The organism is Desulfoconvexum algidum (assembly GCF_055382125.1).
Genome location: NZ_AP042394.1, coordinates 1,856,666 through 1,874,424 on the forward strand (window position 1 = coordinate 1,856,666; position 17,759 = coordinate 1,874,424).

General features: G+C 43.6%; 16 protein-coding genes. 13 read left to right on the plus strand and 3 right to left on the minus strand.

Annotated elements, in window-relative coordinates:
* Positions 1-149: 149 nt before the first annotated feature.
* The 8 genes from ACZ45G_RS08475 (at position 150) to ACZ45G_RS08510 (ending at position 9,556) form a co-directional block, all read left to right on the plus strand.
* A complete protein-coding gene (locus ACZ45G_RS08475; protein ID WP_464176966.1) occupies positions 150-1,772 on the plus strand; it encodes an aromatic amino acid lyase in 1,623 nt (540 codons plus the stop codon).
* 127 nt (positions 1,773-1,899) lie between these two features.
* On the plus strand, positions 1,900-3,234 hold the full coding sequence (locus ACZ45G_RS08480; protein ID WP_464176968.1) for an aspartate aminotransferase family protein: 1,335 nt from the start codon (positions 1,900-1,902) through the stop codon (positions 3,232-3,234).
* A gap of 42 nt (positions 3,235-3,276) precedes the next feature.
* The gene (locus ACZ45G_RS08485) at positions 3,277-3,759 is read left to right on the plus strand and encodes an Lrp/AsnC family transcriptional regulator (RefSeq protein WP_464176970.1); all 483 of its coding nucleotides are present in this window, start codon (positions 3,277-3,279) and stop codon (positions 3,757-3,759) included.
* Between the two features lie 67 nt (positions 3,760-3,826).
* Entirely contained in the window at positions 3,827-4,762 is a 936-nt protein-coding gene (locus ACZ45G_RS08490) for a beta-keto acid cleavage family enzyme (protein ID WP_464176972.1), read from the plus strand.
* Between the two features lie 109 nt (positions 4,763-4,871).
* Positions 4,872-6,452: an AMP-binding protein gene (locus ACZ45G_RS08495; RefSeq protein ID WP_464176974.1), complete on the plus strand. Its 1,581-nt coding sequence runs from the start codon at positions 4,872-4,874 to the stop codon at positions 6,450-6,452.
* A gap of 181 nt (positions 6,453-6,633) precedes the next feature.
* The gene (locus tag ACZ45G_RS08500) at positions 6,634-7,710 is read left to right on the plus strand and encodes a TRAP transporter substrate-binding protein (protein WP_464176976.1); all 1,077 of its coding nucleotides are present in this window, start codon (positions 6,634-6,636) and stop codon (positions 7,708-7,710) included.
* 52 nt (positions 7,711-7,762) lie between these two features.
* Positions 7,763-8,248: a TRAP transporter small permease gene (locus ACZ45G_RS08505; RefSeq protein ID WP_464176978.1), complete on the plus strand. Its 486-nt coding sequence runs from the start codon at positions 7,763-7,765 to the stop codon at positions 8,246-8,248.
* A 15-nt stretch (positions 8,249-8,263) separates the two neighbouring features.
* Positions 8,264-9,556, plus strand: a complete 1,293-nt coding sequence (locus tag ACZ45G_RS08510) for a TRAP transporter large permease (RefSeq protein WP_464176980.1) — start codon at positions 8,264-8,266, stop codon at positions 9,554-9,556.
* A 96-nt stretch (positions 9,557-9,652) separates the two neighbouring features.
* On the opposite strand, the gene ACZ45G_RS08515 is transcribed toward ACZ45G_RS08510, so the two are convergent.
* On the minus strand, positions 9,653-10,210 hold the full coding sequence (locus tag ACZ45G_RS08515) for a response regulator (protein ID WP_464176982.1): 558 nt from the start codon (positions 10,208-10,210) through the stop codon (positions 9,653-9,655).
* A 387-nt stretch (positions 10,211-10,597) separates the two neighbouring features.
* On the opposite strand from ACZ45G_RS08515, the gene ACZ45G_RS08520 reads away from it, so the two are divergent.
* Together ACZ45G_RS08520 and ACZ45G_RS08525 are read left to right on the plus strand one after the other, a co-directional pair.
* Positions 10,598-10,720: a hypothetical protein gene (locus ACZ45G_RS08520; protein WP_464176984.1), complete on the plus strand. Its 123-nt coding sequence runs from the start codon at positions 10,598-10,600 to the stop codon at positions 10,718-10,720.
* A 438-nt stretch (positions 10,721-11,158) separates the two neighbouring features.
* Positions 11,159-11,425, plus strand: coding sequence for a hypothetical protein (locus ACZ45G_RS08525; RefSeq protein WP_464176986.1), 267 nt, complete (start codon positions 11,159-11,161; stop codon positions 11,423-11,425).
* Here the strand turns inward: ACZ45G_RS08525 and ACZ45G_RS08530 are convergent.
* On the minus strand, positions 11,420-13,402 hold the full coding sequence (locus tag ACZ45G_RS08530; RefSeq protein ID WP_464176988.1) for a PAS domain-containing hybrid sensor histidine kinase/response regulator: 1,983 nt from the start codon (positions 13,400-13,402) through the stop codon (positions 11,420-11,422). The genes ACZ45G_RS08525 and ACZ45G_RS08530 overlap by 6 nt on opposite strands.
* A gap of 322 nt (positions 13,403-13,724) precedes the next feature.
* Positions 13,725-14,066 (minus strand): hypothetical protein, encoded by a 342-nt coding sequence (locus ACZ45G_RS08535; RefSeq protein ID WP_464176990.1) that lies wholly within the window; start codon positions 14,064-14,066, stop codon positions 13,725-13,727.
* A 943-nt stretch (positions 14,067-15,009) separates the two neighbouring features.
* Between ACZ45G_RS08535 and ACZ45G_RS08540 the strand changes: the two genes are divergently transcribed.
* The 3 genes from ACZ45G_RS08540 to selD all read left to right on the plus strand — a co-directional run bounded on the left by ACZ45G_RS08540 (position 15,010) and on the right by selD (position 17,720).
* Complete coding sequence (locus ACZ45G_RS08540; RefSeq protein WP_464176992.1) at positions 15,010-15,804, plus strand: carbon-nitrogen family hydrolase; 795 nt, start codon at positions 15,010-15,012, stop codon at positions 15,802-15,804.
* Positions 15,805-15,857: 53 nt separating this feature from the next.
* Positions 15,858-16,595 (plus strand): peptidoglycan editing factor PgeF, encoded by a 738-nt coding sequence (pgeF, locus tag ACZ45G_RS08545; RefSeq protein WP_464176994.1) that lies wholly within the window; start codon positions 15,858-15,860, stop codon positions 16,593-16,595.
* Positions 16,596-16,670: 75 nt separating this feature from the next.
* Positions 16,671-17,720: a selenide, water dikinase SelD gene (gene selD, locus ACZ45G_RS08550; RefSeq protein WP_464176996.1), complete on the plus strand. Its 1,050-nt coding sequence runs from the start codon at positions 16,671-16,673 to the stop codon at positions 17,718-17,720.
* Positions 17,721-17,759: the final 39 nt, after the last annotated feature.

Below are 17,759 nucleotides of genomic sequence, written 5' to 3' on the forward strand. Positions count from 1 at the left end.
TTGACAAAAAAAGGTAGATTTGATTTTCTAATATCAACGGAAAATTTAACCCCTGATTTGTATCTGGTCCGTATCTCCTTCTGAGCTGATTTCTTGAATTTCCCAATGAATTACAATCAAATCTAACTTTTCATTAAATAGGGGGAGCCATGCCGATAAAAGGAAATACACTTATTCTGGATGGGTATTCAATGACCATTGAGGAATTGATGACCGCAGGAAATGATCTGTCCATCAAGGTTGAAGTGGATGCTAAAAACTGGCCAAAGATTCGCGATTGCAGGGACCTTGTTGATAAATGGGCCAGTGAAGAACGATGCATTTACGGCGTAAATACAAGTTGCGGCGGGTTGGTTGACTATCTTCTGCCCAGAGAGAGGGATAATGATTTCCAGAAAAATCTGGTCAGAAGTGTTACCACCCAGGTAGGCAAACCCTTTGAAGATACCCTTGTGAGAAAATTTATGATCGCCAGGGCCAATTCCCTTTGTCGCGGTTATTCCGGTATCAAGGAAAAAAATCTTAAAATTTATCTGGACATGATCAATAAGAATGTCTTTCCCCTGGTACCCAGAAAAGGGTCCCTGGGCACCAGCGGGGACCTGGGGCCCCTGGGATGTATCGCAAGTGTCGCCTTTGGAGAATGGAAAGCCAAATTTAATGGTAAAGTCATGCCGGGTAAAGAAGCGATGGACGCTGCTGGCGTAGAACTCATGTATTTGAATGCCAAGGAAGGCTTGTCCCTGATCAATGGAACCTCAGGCATGGTCGGCCTTGCCTGCACCGTCATTTCCGAAGCAACCAACACATTGAAAAATTCTGATATTATCGCGGCTTTTGCCATTGAAACCCTTATGGGAAGATTTAATCCGTTTGATGTTAGAGTTCATGAACAAAAATATCACCCGGGCCAGTATGCGACGGCTATGAATCTGACCAAGCTTTTAGCCGGCAGTAGCCTGGCTATTGATGAACAGGAATTGTCTTTGAAACTCCAGACAACACTCAAAGAACATAAAGGGGTTTCTGTGGCGGATATTCCCGTTGAAGATGCCTATTCAATCCGGTGTACACCCCAGTTTGTAGGGCCGACGAAAGAGGCGGTTCAGCATGCCCATGAAGTGCTTTTAAGGGAACTCAATTCCAGTAATGATAATCCCCTGATATTTACAGAGTTTGATACCTTTATCCATAACGGGCATTTCCATGGCCAGCCCATTTCTTTTGTTATGGACTGTCTCGGCATTGCCATGATCAATCTGGGTGTGGTGAGTGACAGACGTATTGATAGGTTCATGGACGAAGCCCACAGCACCGGCCTGCCACCCTTCCTGTGCAAGGAAGACACCGGGGTGCGCATGGGACTCATGGGCGGCCAGTTTATGACCAGCTCCCTTGTGGCAGAGAACCGGACCCTGGCAATACCCGCTTCCATCCAGTCCATCACATCAACAGCAGACTTTCAGGATATTGTCAGCTTTGGTCTGATTGCCGGAAGAAAGGCAAGAAAAATTGTTGAGAATACCAACCATATTCTGTCCTTTGAATTGTTGTGTGCAGCCCAGGCTGCAGATATCAGAGGGGTTGAAAAACTCAGTCCTGCAGGAAAAATTATGCACAAGGCGGTTCGTGAAACCCTTGAGTATATGGATTATGATAAGGTTTATATAGATGATATGGAAACCTTGAAAGCCAGAATTGAGTCTGGTGAATTTGTTGAACGAGTTGAAAAAGAAGTTGGCGAATTGTTGATTGTTCATACCAGGGAATAACCGGGGCCGGCGCACAGGTAATAACCGGGGCCGGCGCACAGGTATTTGCTCAGGGCCACAACGAAAAATGAAATTCTTATAATGGCAATGTCTTGGCCAAAGTTTTATATAAAAAAGGGGGATCACCATGAGTTCACAAATTGAAAAGAAAATCATTGATGCCTACCAGGAAAAGTTTCCCCTTTCCAAGGTGCATCATGAACGCCTGATCAATTATATTCCCGGGGGTGCCACCAGAAGCTTAAGTTACTTTAAGCCCTATCCCATCCACATTTCCCATGGACGAGGGGCCTATGTCTATACCCATGAGGGCCACGCCCTTTTGGATGTGACCAATGCCTATGGCGCCCTTGTCCACGGGCATGGAGATCCGGATGTGGTAAAGGCGGTTTCCCAGGGTATTGAAAATGGCTCCCAGTATTCAAGTCCCACAGAAGGGCAATATCGTCTTGCACGTTTGCTCTGTGAAAGAATCCCCGGGTTTGACAAGGTGCGTTTTGTCAATTCCGGAACCGAAGCCACTCTCTTTGCCATGAGAACGGCCAGGGCAGTCACCGGCCGGGACAAGATTTTGAAAATGACAGGCGGCTTCCATGGCACCCATGACAGTGTGGCCGCCTCCACCAAAAAAAATGTGATCACCGCCGGCATTCCCGCCGGCATGACCCAGGATATTCTGGAAGTGCCCTTTAATGACGGGGATGCGCTTGAACGGGTGGTCCGGGAGAATGCAGACACCCTTGCTGCTGTCATCATGGAACCCTTTCTGGGGGCAGGGGGGGTGGTGCTGCCGGCGCCTGGTTTTCTTGAGCGGGCAAGACAGGTCACTTCTGATCACAATGTTTTGCTGATATTTGACGAGATTTTTTCCTATCGGGTGGATACCGGCGGATGCCAGCGGCTCTTTGGCGTGGTGCCGGATCTTACCTGTGTTGGAAAAGTGGTGGGGGGCGGGCTTCCCATTGGGGTGTTCGGCGGGAAAGATGCGTACATGAATATTTTTTGCCATGAACATACCAAGATGCCCCTATATCACTCAGGCACCTTTAATGGGTATGAAACCGTTATGCAGGCAGGGTTTGCTGCTTTGTCAAAGTTTGATGACACAGCAGTGGCTGCCATAAATATGCTGGGAGACAGGTTTCAGGCTGGCCTTTTGAAAAGTTTTAGGTCAAATGGATTAAATATTCAGTCCAACCAGATCGGGTCCCTGCTCAACCTGCATTTTGTCAACCATAAAACCACCACAGCAGCCCATGTGCAGGAGTCTGTCGAAGAGCTGCACAGCCTCATGCATTTGTCTTTGTTGAACAAAGGGGTGTTTACCATTCCCCGGGGACTTTTTATCCTGTCAACGGTGATGAGTGAATCTGAAATTGACGGATTGGTGGATAAAATAGATGACACCTTAAAAGAATTGTTGCCATTGATTGAAGAAAAATATAACCATTTACTCTTATAGCAGTTAGGTGTCATTTAATTTAAAGATATGAAAGAGGGATAAATGGTTCTGGATAGAATCGATAAAAAAATTTTAAACACGCTCCAGGTGAATGGAAAAACAACCAATTCCAAGTTATCAAAAATAGTGGGAATATCAGCCCCGGCCACCCTTGAACGGGTAAAACGCCTGGAACTTGCCGGGGTGATCTCCCATTTTACGGCGGTGGTGGACCCGGAAAAAATCGGGTTTTCCATCATGGCCATCGTGAGTATCTCTTTAAGTTTGAGCAGCCTGTCCTCGGTGGCCTGCATCAAAGAGAGGTTTCGCGAGATTGAAGAAGTGGTGGAATGTTATCAGATTGCCGGTGCCAATGATTTTGTTCTCAAGGTCATTGCAAAGGATATCAAAAGTTATGGTGGGTTTATGAACGAAAAACTCACCCAGATTGAAGGGATCCAGATCATTAAATCTTCTTTTGTCATTGATAATGTCAAGGAAAAGAAGGTGTTTGTGCTGGATCTGGAAGAAGAGTACAGGGTGTAGAAAATCTTTGGGACAGATCGCCTCTGATTTTCCTATGAATGAACTTTTTTAACAGGAGAACATCAATATGGATGATAAGATCATTATAACAGCAGCGATTACAGGTTCAGTCCATATCCCGACCATGAGTGATTATCTTCCCATCACCCCGGATGAAATAGTTGAGGATGCGGTCCGTGCATGGGAAGCCGGCGCTGCCATTGCCCATATCCATGTGCGCAATCCAGAAACCGGTATGCCCGTGTCTGATACGGATCTGTTCGTGGAGGTTCATAGCAAAATCAAGGCCCGGTGCAACCTGGTTCTTTTGCCCACCACGGGCGGGGGCATGAACCAGACCACCGAGGAAAAACTGATTCCCATTAAACGATTGGAACCGGAAATGTGCTCCTTTGATCCGGCTCCCTTTAATTTCGGTATTTTCCAGATTGCCGGCCGGTTTAAGGAGTATAAACATAAATGGGAACGAGAGTATCTGGAATTGTGCAAAAACGTGACATTCCGGCCCACTTTTAATGACGATATTATCTATGCCAAAGCATTTCTTGAAATTGATACCAAACCGGAATTTGAAATTTATGAATTGGGCCATGTCTCCTATGTGAAATGGCTCATGGAGGAGAATCTGGTAAAACTGCCGGTTCACCTTCAATTTGTTTTTGGCCCCATGGTGGGCTGGATGAAACCTTCTGTCAAACATTTGGTGCTCATCCACGATGAAGCCAAGGAAGTTTTGGGGGAAGAAAATTTTACCTGGTCTGTGGCCGCCGGGGGAAGATTCCAGATCCCCATCACCACCACTGCCATTGCCATGGGGGCACAAAATGTCCGGGTGGGGCTTGAAGACTCAATTTACGCGGGAAAGGGTATCATGGCAAAGGCCAGTGCCGACCAGGTCACCATGATTAAAAATGTGGCAAAGGAGATGAGCCTTGTTCCTGCCACATCAGATGAAGCAAGGACGATACTCGGGCTCAAGGGACTTGATAAGGTTAATTTTTAGAGTGTCTCTTCTTTAATATTTAGCGAACAGGGGTGGACCCCGGGAAAAACAATAAGGAGAAAGGCGATATTTAAGATATAAACAAAACATTCTAAATAAGGAGAGAATCTTGAACTATTCTGGTTATGCTTCAATCCATGCAAGACATATTCCTGATAAGGTTTGCCTGATTGAAAGAACCCCGGCTTCTGAATCCAGGCGAACCTTCACCTGGCAGGAATTTAATGACGAGATTAATCGAACTGCCAATTATCTGGCAAGGGAATTACAGGTCAAACATGGGGATTTTGTCATGCACCTCCAGAACAATTCTCTGGAATGGATGATTACCTATTATGCCATCATTCGGCTGGGAGCGGTTGTTGTTCCCTTGAATTTCAGATTTGAGGGTCCGGATATCCTGTATGCGGCAGAGGTCTGTAATCCAGATGTCTTTATTTTTGGTTCAGAATTTCTGGGTGTAGTTCAGCCGATTCAAAACGAACTTACCACCATTAAACATTATATCTGCATTGGGGAAAATGTTCCCGAAGATCATATCAATTTTAAGACGATTCAGGGGTATACCGATATTTCAGATGCCCAGGTTGAAGTGGATAGGGATCATTCCCTTGCCATGATGTTTACTTCGGGTACCACGGGTAAACCCAAACCGGTTCTCCACACCCATTTTTCAATGAACAGCACCGCCATTGGCAACGGCATGACTTATTTTGTTCAACGGGATGATAACTACCTTATTTTTCTTCCCCTATATCATTCAGGCACCATGTTTTTATGGGCACCGTTCTATGCAACGGGTGCTGCCGGTACCATTATCAGAGATTTTAGGGATCCCCGCTGGATTATTGAAGCCATTGCCGCAGAAGGCGTAACCGATACACTTTTTGTGGTTCCCATTGCCATTGGCATTTTAAATGCCATTGAAAAGGGGGAGCTTGATCTGGATGCCTTTGATCTATCATCCTGGAAGTACATGGAAATAGGTGCCCAGCCGGTTCCCTTTGATATCATGAAACTTCTGGTTGAAAAACTGTCCTGTGCCGTGTCCAATATCTATGGCATCACCGAGGGCGGCGGTGGCGGTCTCTTTAACCTGTATCCAGAAGATGTTATGGACAAGCCCGGTTCCATCGGCAAACCCACCTTTGGGGTTGAGGCAAAGATCGTGGATCCCATGGGCGTTGAACTGCCCGATGAAGAGGTGGGAGAATTGGTATTCAGAACACCGCGCATGATGAGAGAATACTATTCCAATCCTGAAAAAACAGATGAAACCCTAAAAAATGGTTGGCTTTTTACCGGAGATTTACTAAAGAAAGATCGAGACGGGTACTTTTATATTGTGGACCGCATGAAGGATATGGTCACCAGTGGCGGTGAAAATATTTTCCCTGTGGAAATAGAAGATGCCCTCATGGATCATCCCGATATCGATGATGTTGCCTGTATCGGATATCCCGATGAGCGATTGGTGGAAATTGTTCTGGCTGTGATTCAGCTAAAAGAGGGCCGACAATTGAGTGAGGAACAAGTAATTGACTTTGCTAAGTCAAAACTTTCTTTGTACAAGGTGCCCCGGAAAATTATTTTTGACCAGGTACCTAGGAACCCCACCGGGAAATTGATGAAGCCCCAGTTGCGAGAGAAGTTTACCGGCCGAAAAGAGGCCTTTAAAGCACTGGTTTAACGTGTAACGAATATGCCCTGTTCCCAATTGACCTGAGAGAACCAATTGACCTGAATCTGGATCGCTGATACTTCAATATGCTTTAGTTTTGCTTAAAATTTCAAAAGTTGAAACCAGTGCTGGAACATTTTGTTCGGGCACTGAAACTGATAAAAACTTTTTAATGGAAAGGAACTTAAGTATGAAAATCCGGACATTGTTACTATTATTGCTTGTTTTAATGGTGAGTTCTTTTATGTTCATTTCTCCTGTTCTCGCAAAGAAAAAGCCCTCCCTTGACAAATGGAAACCTGATTTTGATCCAAAGGGTGCCAAGTACAAATGTATTGTTTCCAATGTGTCCACTCCGGGACTTGTGGGAACCCTGGCCGGTTTTGAAATCCGTGATGAAGTCTGGAAAAGAACAAAGGGCCAGATTTATGTGGATTTTAAACCCTACTCCATGCTGGGCGGTGAGGTTGAAGTTCTCAATATGCTTCAGATGGGTGCAGTTCAGGGAATGGGCGTTTCCTCGGTGGCCTCCACAAACCTGGGACCCCGATTTGGGGTGGTGAACCTTCCCTTTCTTGTGAATTCCTTTGATAAGCTTGAAAAATTTATCAATAATAAAAAATTATTCAATCATTTCCTCATGGCAATGGATCATCAGGGGATTACCGGATTGGATATTACCGGTTACGGCAACTATGGCTGGGCCACAACCGTTCCGGTGAGAGATATTGAAGATGCCAAAGGGGTAAGATTTAGAATTGCGGAAGCTGCCGTGAATCAGCTCAGTTACAGAAACTGGGGATTTAATCCTGTTTCCATGCCATGGCCTGACGTGCCGGTGGCACTGAAACAAGGTGTTATTACAGGGCTTGATCACACCCTTACGGTGTGTAATGTGACCAAAAAATTTGAAGTTGCCAAGTATTTTACCCAGATCAATTATGCCCAGGGGCTGTTTATCTGGATTTTTAATAAGGCCTGGTTGGCCAAGCTTCCTGCTGATTTAAGAGAGGCGTTTGTTTCAAGTGTTCACGATATCTCTGCTGCAAGCCGCGTAAAGTCTTTGACCGAAGAGAATACCAATATTGAAAAGGCAAAAGCTGCAGGCGTTGAATTTTTTCAGCTGTCTGATGCTGACATGGCAACCCTTGCCCAGCAGAGCCAGGGAACCTATGAGAAGTATGCCCCTGAAATTAATCAGATTTATCCCAATGATACCTATAAGCCGGATAATTTCTTGAAAGAAGTTCAGGATTTTTTGAAATAATCGCTATTCGCGATTAAAAATAAATCGTTAATATTTAATCAGGACTTGGTTTATGCTTAGGAAAATGTTCAAAACTATTGATAATGTGGTGAGCCAGATTGAAGAGTGGACACTTTTTATCATTGTTATTGCGGCGCTATTGTCTCTTTTTGCGAATGTGGTATTGCGTTACGGGTTTAATTACACCCTGGCCTGGAGTGAGGAGTTGGTTCGTATTGTGATCATTTACTCAACCTTTGTGGGTGCCAGTGTAGCCGTCAAGCAGCGAGCCATGATTCGCATTGATGCGGTCGTACAGATTTTTCCAAAGCTTAAACCGGGTCTGACGGTTTATACCAGTCTTCTCATGCTCTTTTTCGCCGGGATGATGGTATATTACGGGTATCAAATGACCCACCTGCAATACATTACCCATCAAAAAACTATTATCATGCAGATACCGCTTGTGGTTGTCTATGCCATCATGCCCGTCATGGGCGTGATGGTCAGTATCCGCACTGTCCAGGTGATGATTCAAGATTTCAAATCCAGAAAATAAAAGGACGTTTTTTTCATGCAGCTCAGTGATCTGATTATTCTATGTATTCTTCTGGGGTTTATGACCACCTATGTGCCGGTCTTCCTTTGTCTTTTTTTCACCGCTTCCATCGGGTTCTTTTTTTTTCTGGACATACCCCTGGCGCTTATGGCCCAGACCCTGTTTCGAAGTCTTGACAAGTTTTCCCTTGTGGTGGTGCTTTTTTTTATCCTTTGCGGGAATATCATGGCCAAGGGAAAGATGGTTGAAAAACTGATGAATCTGGCCAATGCCCTTGTCAGTTGGCTGCCCGGAGGACTTGGTATGGCAGGCGTTATCGGCTGCGGGCTCTTCGGTGCTATCTCCGGATCAACCGTTGCCACGGTGGTGGCCCTGGGGGGCTTTATGATCCCGGCATTGATCAAAAACGGGTATGACGAGGATTATACCCTGGGACTGATGACCACCTCCCCGAATCTCGGGGTGATTATCCCGCCGAGTATTGCCATGATTTTTTATTCCATGATCAGCAATCAGTCACTGGAAGGGCTGTTTATCACGGGATTTGTTCCCGGGATTTTGATTATCCTCTGTGTCTGTATTTATACGTTTTTGCTCTATCGGAAGAGGGATGACATCCAGCGACTGCCCGCCCCGAATTTTGCTCAATTGTTTCATATTTTCAAGGAGGGGTTCTGGGCGGTCATGCTCATTGTGATCATCTTTGGCGGTATCTTTTCAGGGTTGTTTACAGCCAATGAGGCCGCAGTCGTGGCAAGTGTGTATGCATTCTTTGTGGAGTACTTTATTTATAAATCCATGCGGTTTGCAGATATCAAAAGTGTGACCATAAGCTCTGCGGTTACTTCGGCTACCTTGCTGTTGATTGTGGCATCTGCCACCTGTTTTGGCCGGTATCTTACCTTTGAAAATATTCCCAACCGGGTGGCCGAGGTGGTGGTGGCCAATATCAGTTCTCCCATTGTGTTTTTGCTAGCCATGAATGTCCTGCTGCTGATCATCGGCATGTTCATGGATATCATATCCGCCACCTTGATTCTGGGGCCTGTTTTTATCCCCCTTCTGGGACCCTTTAACGTGGATCCCATGCATTTTGGTCTGATCATGACCGTAAACCTGGCCATTGGATACTGCACCCCGCCCATGGGTGTCAGCCTTTTTATCACGGGGGCTCTGGCCAAGCGGGACATTATTTACGTGTCCCGGGCCGTCATGCCCTTTTTGGCCATCCAGATCGGGGTGCTTTTCTTTTTGACCTATTGTCCGAGTATTGTGCTTTTCTTGCCCAAGCTGTTCGGATACTATTGATCCGATACGATTGATCCGATACTATCGGTCTAAAATTAAAAAGCCCGACATCAGAAATTTTCTTTTCTGATGCCGGGCTTTTTTTAAATTTGTTCGTTAAATACCCTTGTCCACAATGTTCTGATCGTGGAGAAGTCGTTCCTGGATTCCCTTGGAAATTTCCCAGTTTTTTTCAAAATCGTCCCAAAAAACCTTGTCGTTTTCCTTCCAATTCTTACCAAAGCGCAGGTTAAAGTGGCTGCCCAGTTTTTCAAATAATAGTTTCCAGGTGGGTTTTCCTTCATTTCGGGCCCCCAAAAGATCATTGATCAGGGTATCCAGATCGCTTAAATGTTCCTTGGACAGGTAGGAAATGGCCCCTTTTTTAATGGATTCCATCAGGGATTCGGGGTTCAGGGAATTGGCTGTGAGCATCACAGCCGGTATATCGCGGCGGACGCACTCTTCCAAAAGTTTAATCCCTCTCACCCCCATGATATCAAGTATGGCCAGGTCATACCGGGTTTGGAGGATCATTTCCGAGGCGGTTTCATAGTCCTGGGCAATATCAACTTTTGCCGGATCAAGGATTTCCTGTATGGTTTCAATTACATCCCATTCATCATCCACGGCCAATATGTGTTTGCCCTTGAGAAAAGAGGTATTTTTTGTCATATGGGGGTCTCCTATGATTTTATTTAATCTATAATAAGGTATAAATATAAGTTCTTATCTTATTATTTTGTGTTTTTTGACTTTGCACTATAATAATTAATCATATTCATTTTTTTTCCTAATTTAAAAAATTATCGGAACCGGATTGAAAAGTCAAGATAATAAGACCTCAAAATTAATTTGGATGACCCCTTTTCATGGGATAGGATGATTTCAGGAGGACAGGAGGACAGGAGGACAGGAGGACAGGAGGACAGGAGGACAGGAGGACAGGAGGACAGGAGGAGTAAGTCAGAAGCCAAGTGTCTGGGGAAACTTTATATAAAGAATACCAGAATCGGTTTTAATTGGCAAGGTGGGTGATTTGAACCTTCAGGATGGTTCCATATGAATCGGGAAAATGAAATCAAAGAAATGAAACCAGAGGTAAAAAAAACAGAAGTAAATGGTTGGGGGAGGATCACCTGTTCGTCACCGGCCGGGGTGGGCTGCAGCGTAATGACAGGTTAATTTTACAGCTTCTAAAATTTCGTTACGCTAAAAGCCGTGAACTGCGGTCCAGTGGGTCCTCAAACAGCACGGCTTTCTTAACGCTCCACTGCATTAAGAATCTGTACAAAATTGCTGTCAATTGTACGCTTGCAACCCACCCCGACCTCTGCTGAAACGCCGGCCAATCGAGCGCCCATTGCTTTAAATTTATGATCATCATATAGGAATACATCGAATATATGATAAGGAGGGCCTGGATAGAGACAACAGGGTTTTCATATCAGGCAATTTGATCTGACAAAAAAAGGATTGAAACAGGCTTGATGGACTCGTAAAAAGTAATAATTGTGATATAATCGCCTGATTTTATGGATAATTCACACATTTTCCTATTGACTTTTTGTTAGTGGTTTTGTATAATATGGCCTATATTATCAACATGTTAAGGCTAAGCTAATGATCCGTATAAATGACCACAATCAGATGAATCTTTTTGATCCTTGGAATTTCTTGAGTCCCAAACGTAGGAAAATGCTTGATCAGTCCTGGGCAGGTCTTTTTCAAAAAGAGATTCTCCGCTCACTTCCTATTGACCTTGTCAAACCCTATTTTTCAAGAGTGACAGGACGTCCTACAAAAGAGCTATACACCATGCTCGGTGTCCAGTTACTCCAGCAAGCCCATGATCTTACAGATGAGGAGGCTGTTCATCAACTCCTATGAAAGGACCTCGTTTATGACCTTGCTTAGTTCATCCCTGGTTGTAGGTTTTATTACAAAACCTGAAAAACCGTAATCCCTGAAATTGGCAACTACTGGATCATCAAAATAACCTGTGATAATTATCCCCTTAACATCAGGATTAATTTCAAGAAGTTTTTTCATGGCCGCCTGACCACCCATTCCAATTTTATTGGTTAGATCTAAAATCACCACATCAAAGGGTTCTTTTGATTCCATGGCCTTTGTATAAATTTCAACAGCCTCTTTGCCTTCAATGCAGGTTTCAACATCATATCCCAATCTGTTAATTACCTTACCCAGAAACTTCCTGATCGCTTCTTCATCATCCATTAAAAGAATTTTCCCTGTACCAGTAGCAGATTGTTTTACAGGCTTTTGTGCTGTAAGTTTTTCCTCTGATTCTTGAAGGTCTGGTTCTTTGACAGATAAAGCCGGCAGATAAACCGAAAAGGTCGATCCTGTTTTTGGTTCAGATTCTCCGGTGATTAATCCTCCGTGTTTTTGAATGATGGAATAACTGACTGTAAGCCCAAGCCCCTGTCCTTTATCAGTTCCCATATCTTTTGTTGAAAAATAAGGATCAAATATTTTTTCAAGGTTTTCATTTGATATTCCCCATCCCTGGTCTTTGAAGGATATTTTAATATATTGGCCCTGGTTTAATGTAAGATAGCCTTCTTCGGCTATATCAATATTTTCGCATGATACCGTGAGTTGTCCATTATCATCCATTGCTTCTTTTGCATTGACGACTATATTACGGACAACCTGTTTGATCTGACCTTCATCAATATTTACGAGTCTGATATCAACGGCCATGGAAATTTTTTGCGTGATGTTAGATCCATTCAATACTGAAATAACCATATCTTTTAGCAAATCATTGATGGCCATCATTTTCTTAGCCGGATCACCACCTTTTGAAAAGGTAATCAGCCGTGCAGCCAAATCCTTTGCTTTGATACATGCTTTTTCGGCTTCCTTGAGACTTTCAGATGTTTCAATCTCAAGGTTTAGATCATCCTGAGCTAAAGAGATATTACCCATCACCACATATAAAAGGTTATTAAAATCGTGAGCAATGCCACCAGCAAGGGTTCCGATGGATTCAAGCTTGTGAATTTTCAGGACTTCTTTCTGCAATTTCTTTTGATCGGATATATCCATGATATTGCCAATAACTTTAACAACCTTGTGATTTTCTATAATTGCCTCAGCTACCGTGCGAACCCATATCCGTCTTCCTTTTGGGGTTTTGAAGGGAAATTCTAAGTCGTATGATTGCCCTTTCTCGATGCAATTTTCAAAAGCGTCCATAATAACCGGACGATCTTCCGGCTCATAACATTCAATGCTCCTTTCAACATTTTCCATCAAGACTGGTAGGAATTCGGCCCTCTGAAGATCATGGATTCGATACATTTCATCCGTCCAAAACATGGTTTGTTTTTCCACATCCCATTCCCAACCACCAACTTTTGTCAATTCTTGAGTTGACCGCAAAAGCGCTTCACTCTTTTTAAGAGTTTCCTCAGCCTGCTTTTGCTCTGTAATATCTGTGGCGATATGTATAATTTCTTTGAGTTTTGACTGGTCGTCAAAAACTGGCGTGCATGAAACGAGAAAAAAACCTCCCAGAGTTTCTACTTCCATCTCTTCAATTTCAATTTTGCCTGTTTTTAAGAGCTTTTGAACTGGGCACGATTCTGGCGGAGAGACCGACTTGGGGTCATGAAAAATCTGATAGCATTTTTTACCTTTAAGATCATTGGCAGTTTTTTCTGTTATCTTTTCAGTAGCAAGGTTGACAGAAAGTATGTTTTGTTCAGGGTCCAAAATTATTATAGATTGACCGATTGCCTGATAAATTTTCTCCAGATAATTCTTTTCATTTACAGTTTTCTTTAATGATTGAACCTCTTGTACCAAGTCTTCATAGCTATGTTTTCCAGCCATGTAATCCCCTTTTTTGTTGAATTTAAATTTGGGATTTGAACTGTAGAATACTTGTCATATTCCGCTCTCCCTAAATCATCAGAATGCGTTTAATATTCTGATAAAATTCAGTGTACGGTGTATTATGTCAAAAAGTAAATAAATTTTCACGAATTTAATTCATTTATATGGGAAGAAGTAAAATTAAATAAACCAAAATCCCATGAAACTATATTGGAGATATTACGTAACAGACACGGCAAACCATTATTAAAATTTTCACATCATAATCCACAACTGATTTCCGCCTAAAAAAAATCTTATGATGTGTTCGTTGTTTCGGTTAAATATTCAGATGGTCTAATATCTTTTCGGCAGCAACAACCTTACATTCTAACATATCGACAATTTTTTCCTGTGCTTTTATTAAATATTCTTGATTTTTTTCTATGGCTTCAATAACACTGCATAGGTTTTCAATTGCATCTTGAAACAAGGTAACCGAAACCCCATTCATTGAAATCCGATTCCCGTTCTGATTTTGCCGAGGTGACATTTGGTTGTTATTGTTAAAATGAGATCTAAGATTTTTGTGTTGATGATTATTGTCATGATTTTTTTGTGGTTTTGATATACGTTGTTTTTCATTTTTGCCGTTACGAAGTCCATCAAAGAAGTCATCCATAATGATAGTTCCATTGCGATTATTCGTTTAAATTTAGGGCTAATAAATGATTACACGGCTAAATATTGATGAAAGCCGATTATATAAATTGAAACTATATGAAAATTGATTAGCATTGTTTACGATAACTGTAAAGGAATTTGAAATCCATCACAGCTAATCTTATAAAGTGAGGGATTGATATTTATTCTCTTCCTTATCGGTCCCAAGCACATTGCAGTACTGTCTGAAAAACTGGCTTCTTCCACTGGTCACTATGGTTAGTTTGAATTTTTCTGACAAAAAGAGGGACGGTAGAGCAAAGTCATGCAAGCCGTAATTAAAATATTCTTCCCAGATTCCATTACATTCCCAAAATAGTCAGAGTCAAGAATAACTTGCATGAATCTTGATTCTTCAATTGTTCAACAATTCAAACGGTATCATTAAGTTTTTAAAGAAGTAATTTTGGGGGTGCCATCCAGGAGAAGACTATAACGTATAATCCGGGTATTTCAAAATAAATGCTGACCACAACAACATCTGGCATGGGAAATTTTTCTCCAAGATGAATTTCATAGGCAACTCTATATAAAGAGAGGTGGTTAGTTCATGTACGGAATTCTGGAATCAAATCCACTATGCTTTTTGATTCATGGTGTTTAAAACTTGGTAGACAATGTTAAAAAAATAATAGGTCCACCTGATTTTGCACCCATAATACATCTGCCCTTTGCCAAAGAAATTTTTAACTTGCTGCTCAGAGAAACTGTTATTTTCATTGGAGAGCAGGTTGCCTTGCAAAGCGGCTGCTTTTGTATTAAATTATCAGGCAACTTCATCCAACAAAATAAGGGGCGGGGGCCATTGGGTGTTGTCGGATAAAAAGGATTGACGGAGAAAAGGGGAGTCTATATGGTGGGTTTGAATATGAGAACTTGTCTGTCAAAACAAGAGAAGGACCATGGATTTAAACGATAAAGTATTCAAAGCTGGTGTTGTTCAATTTGATATCATCAAAGGACAGATAGACGCCAATATGGAGGTGGTCCTGGCAAATCTTGGCCAGCTTGCTTCCCGGAATGTTTCTCTGGCAGTTCTGCCCGAGATGTTTTCCTGTGGATTTGATAATACGCGTTTAAAAGAACATGCTTGTCAAACCGGTCCGATTCTGGACCGCCTTTCCAGATTTGCAAGGGCCCATGATATGGCCATTACTGGCAGCCTTCCAGAACTTGAAAACGGGATTGTCTATAATACCCTTTATTTTATGGACACAAACGGATCGGTTAAGGGGTGTTATCGGAAACTGCATCTGTTCCGTTTGACCGATGAACACCTGTTTTATGGTGCCGGAGACAAGGTTATGACCCTTGATACCAGTCTTGGGCGAATCGGTCTGATGATCTGTTATGATTTAAGGTTCCCGGAGCTTGCCCGGCAACTTTTTCTGGCGGATGCGCAAATGGTGATTATTTCTGCCCAATGGCCCAAACCCCGGCAGAACCACTGGCGTTCTCTGACGGTGGCCCGGGCCATTGAAAATCAATTGTTCATGGTGTGTGCTAACCGGACAGGGAGGGATGAAGATTTGGTCTTCCCGGGCATGTCCATGGTCGTGGATCCTTTGGGGCAAATCCTTGCGGAGGCCGGGCAAACAGACCAGGCCGCTGTGGCAACCATTGAAATTGAGCAGGTGGCCCGGGCGCGTCAATTGATTCCTTGTATTATGGACAGAAGATCCGATATTTATGGCTAAAAAAAAGGAAATGAAATTATTGAAGGTGTTGGCCGGATCAATTATGGGGAGGCATGCAAATTAAGGTTTTTGAATTTAACCTCTTCCAGGGATATCCTGAGCTGTGCCATGGGGTGTTTGCCCGGTCAGGTGGTGTCAGTTCGGGTTGTTTTGATTCTTTGAATCTTGGGTTGAGTGTGGGAGATGATCCGGCAGCCGTCAAGGAAAACAGGCGTCGCATGTTGGAAAGATTGGGAATCTTGCAGGCGGTTTATCTCAACCAGGTCCATGGGAAAACCATCCATGTGTTAAGTGAAGATAACCTTCGGACACCCAGTGTTGCCGATGGGGTGGTAACAGATATGCAAGGGGTGGGTCTTGTGATCCAGGTGGCAGACTGCCAGGGTGTTTTGCTCTATGATCCAAAACGAAGGGTGATTGCCAATGTTCATTCCGGATGGCGGGGCAGTGTTCAAAATATTATCGGAGATTGCATTGATGTGATGACAGGTCGGTTTCACTGTAACCCGAAAGATATCAGGGCAGGGATTTGTCCCTCTTTAGGCCCTTGCTGTGCCGAGTTTGTAAATTACAAGGATGAAATCCCTAAAGGTTTGTGGGGGTATAAACTGCCGGACAAGTTGTTCTTTGATTTCTGGAAACTATCCTGTGATCAAATGACGGCAAAAGGGGTGAGGCAAGAGAATGTTGAAATAATGAATTTTTGTACCCGGTGCAACACGGATAAATTTTATTCCTTTCGCCAGGCGAAGAAAACCGGCAGGTTTGGCTGTGTCATTTCACTCAAATAATAAGGAAAAACGGGTGTCAGGATAGAATAGGATAGGCCGGCAGTGATTTTAATCTATAAATTTATGAGCAGACCAATGGAAACAGAAAAGAAAATATTTTTAACCCAGAACGTTACGGCATCGGGATGAGCTGCCAAATTGGATCCAGGGACACTGGATCGAATTGTATCAGGGCTTGAGATCCAATCCCATCCGGATTTGATTGTGGGGCTTGCAACGCCTGATGATGCAGGCGTTTTTCGACTAAATGACCAGACCGCACTGATCCAGACCCTGGATTTTTTAACGCCGGTCACGGATGATCCCTATGAATTCGGCCAGATTGCTGCGGCCAATGCCCTAAGTGATGTATATGCCATGGGCGGAACACCTTTGACGGCGATGAATATAGTTTGTTTTCCCAGTGTTGACCTTCCCGAGGATGTTCTTGCACAGACATTAAAGGGGGGGCAGGATAAGATTAATGAGGCAGGTGCCATTCTTGTGGGCGGCCATTCCGTGGATGACCCGGAATTTAAATATGGTCTTTCCGTCACGGGGATTGTGCATCCTGACCGCGTGTTAACCAATTCAAATGCCAGGGTAGGTGATGCCATTATCCTGACCAAACCCATTGGAACCGGTGTTATGTCAACGGTTATCAAGGCCAAACTGGCAGAAACAAGCCAGATCCAGGGAGCGGTTTCAGTTATGTCGCGGCTCAATCGCTATGCAGCCGAGGTAATGAAGGAGTTTCATGTCCATGCCTGTACCGATGTGACTGGGTTTGGACTTGCCGGTCACCTGATCGAAATGGCCCGTGGCGCAAAAAAACATATATCCCTCTATTCCCAAAAGGTCCCACTGCTGGAAGGTGTGTTCGACTTTGCCAGCATGGGACTGGTTCCGGCAGGTGCCCATAAAAATCGGGCATTTTTCAAGGACCTGACAAGGGTTTCTCCCAGCATGGACCGGGCCCTGGCGGATCTGATGTTTGATCCCCAGACATCGGGTGGGCTTTTGATCAGTTTGAAAAAAGAGGAGGCTGCCTTTTGTGTCTCGCAAATGGAGAAAAAAGGAATAAATGCTACGATTGTCGGTGAGGTCAGCAAAGAAAGCAGTACCGGATTTCTGGATATAATTTAATGCTTTTTTCACATTGACTTGATCTGATGCATATGATAT

Excerpts from the sequence above, each read along its gene's own strand:
- ACZ45G_RS08475 (WP_464176966.1), top strand. The coding sequence starts at position 150 with ATGCCGATAAAAGGAAATACACTTATTCTGGATGGGTATTCAATGACC.
- ACZ45G_RS08480 (WP_464176968.1), top strand. The coding sequence starts at position 1,900 with ATGAGTTCACAAATTGAAAAGAAAATCATTGATGCCTACCAGGAAAAG.
- ACZ45G_RS08485 (WP_464176970.1), top strand. The coding sequence starts at position 3,277 with ATGGTTCTGGATAGAATCGATAAAAAAATTTTAAACACGCTCCAGGTG.
- ACZ45G_RS08490 (WP_464176972.1), top strand. The coding sequence starts at position 3,827 with ATGGATGATAAGATCATTATAACAGCAGCGATTACAGGTTCAGTCCAT.
- ACZ45G_RS08500 (WP_464176976.1), top strand. The coding sequence starts at position 6,634 with ATGAAAATCCGGACATTGTTACTATTATTGCTTGTTTTAATGGTGAGT.
- ACZ45G_RS08505 (WP_464176978.1), top strand. The coding sequence starts at position 7,763 with ATGCTTAGGAAAATGTTCAAAACTATTGATAATGTGGTGAGCCAGATT.
- ACZ45G_RS08510 (WP_464176980.1), top strand. The coding sequence starts at position 8,264 with ATGCAGCTCAGTGATCTGATTATTCTATGTATTCTTCTGGGGTTTATG.
- ACZ45G_RS08515 (WP_464176982.1), bottom strand. The coding sequence starts at position 10,210 with ATGACAAAAAATACCTCTTTTCTCAAGGGCAAACACATATTGGCCGTG.
- ACZ45G_RS08520 (WP_464176984.1), top strand. The coding sequence starts at position 10,598 with ATGAATCGGGAAAATGAAATCAAAGAAATGAAACCAGAGGTAAAAAAA.
- ACZ45G_RS08525 (WP_464176986.1), top strand. The coding sequence starts at position 11,159 with ATGATCCGTATAAATGACCACAATCAGATGAATCTTTTTGATCCTTGG.
- ACZ45G_RS08530 (WP_464176988.1), bottom strand. The coding sequence starts at position 13,402 with ATGGCTGGAAAACATAGCTATGAAGACTTGGTACAAGAGGTTCAATCA.
- ACZ45G_RS08535 (WP_464176990.1), bottom strand. The coding sequence starts at position 14,066 with ATGGATGACTTCTTTGATGGACTTCGTAACGGCAAAAATGAAAAACAA.
- ACZ45G_RS08540 (WP_464176992.1), top strand. The coding sequence starts at position 15,010 with ATGGATTTAAACGATAAAGTATTCAAAGCTGGTGTTGTTCAATTTGAT.
- pgeF (WP_464176994.1), top strand. The coding sequence starts at position 15,858 with ATGCAAATTAAGGTTTTTGAATTTAACCTCTTCCAGGGATATCCTGAG.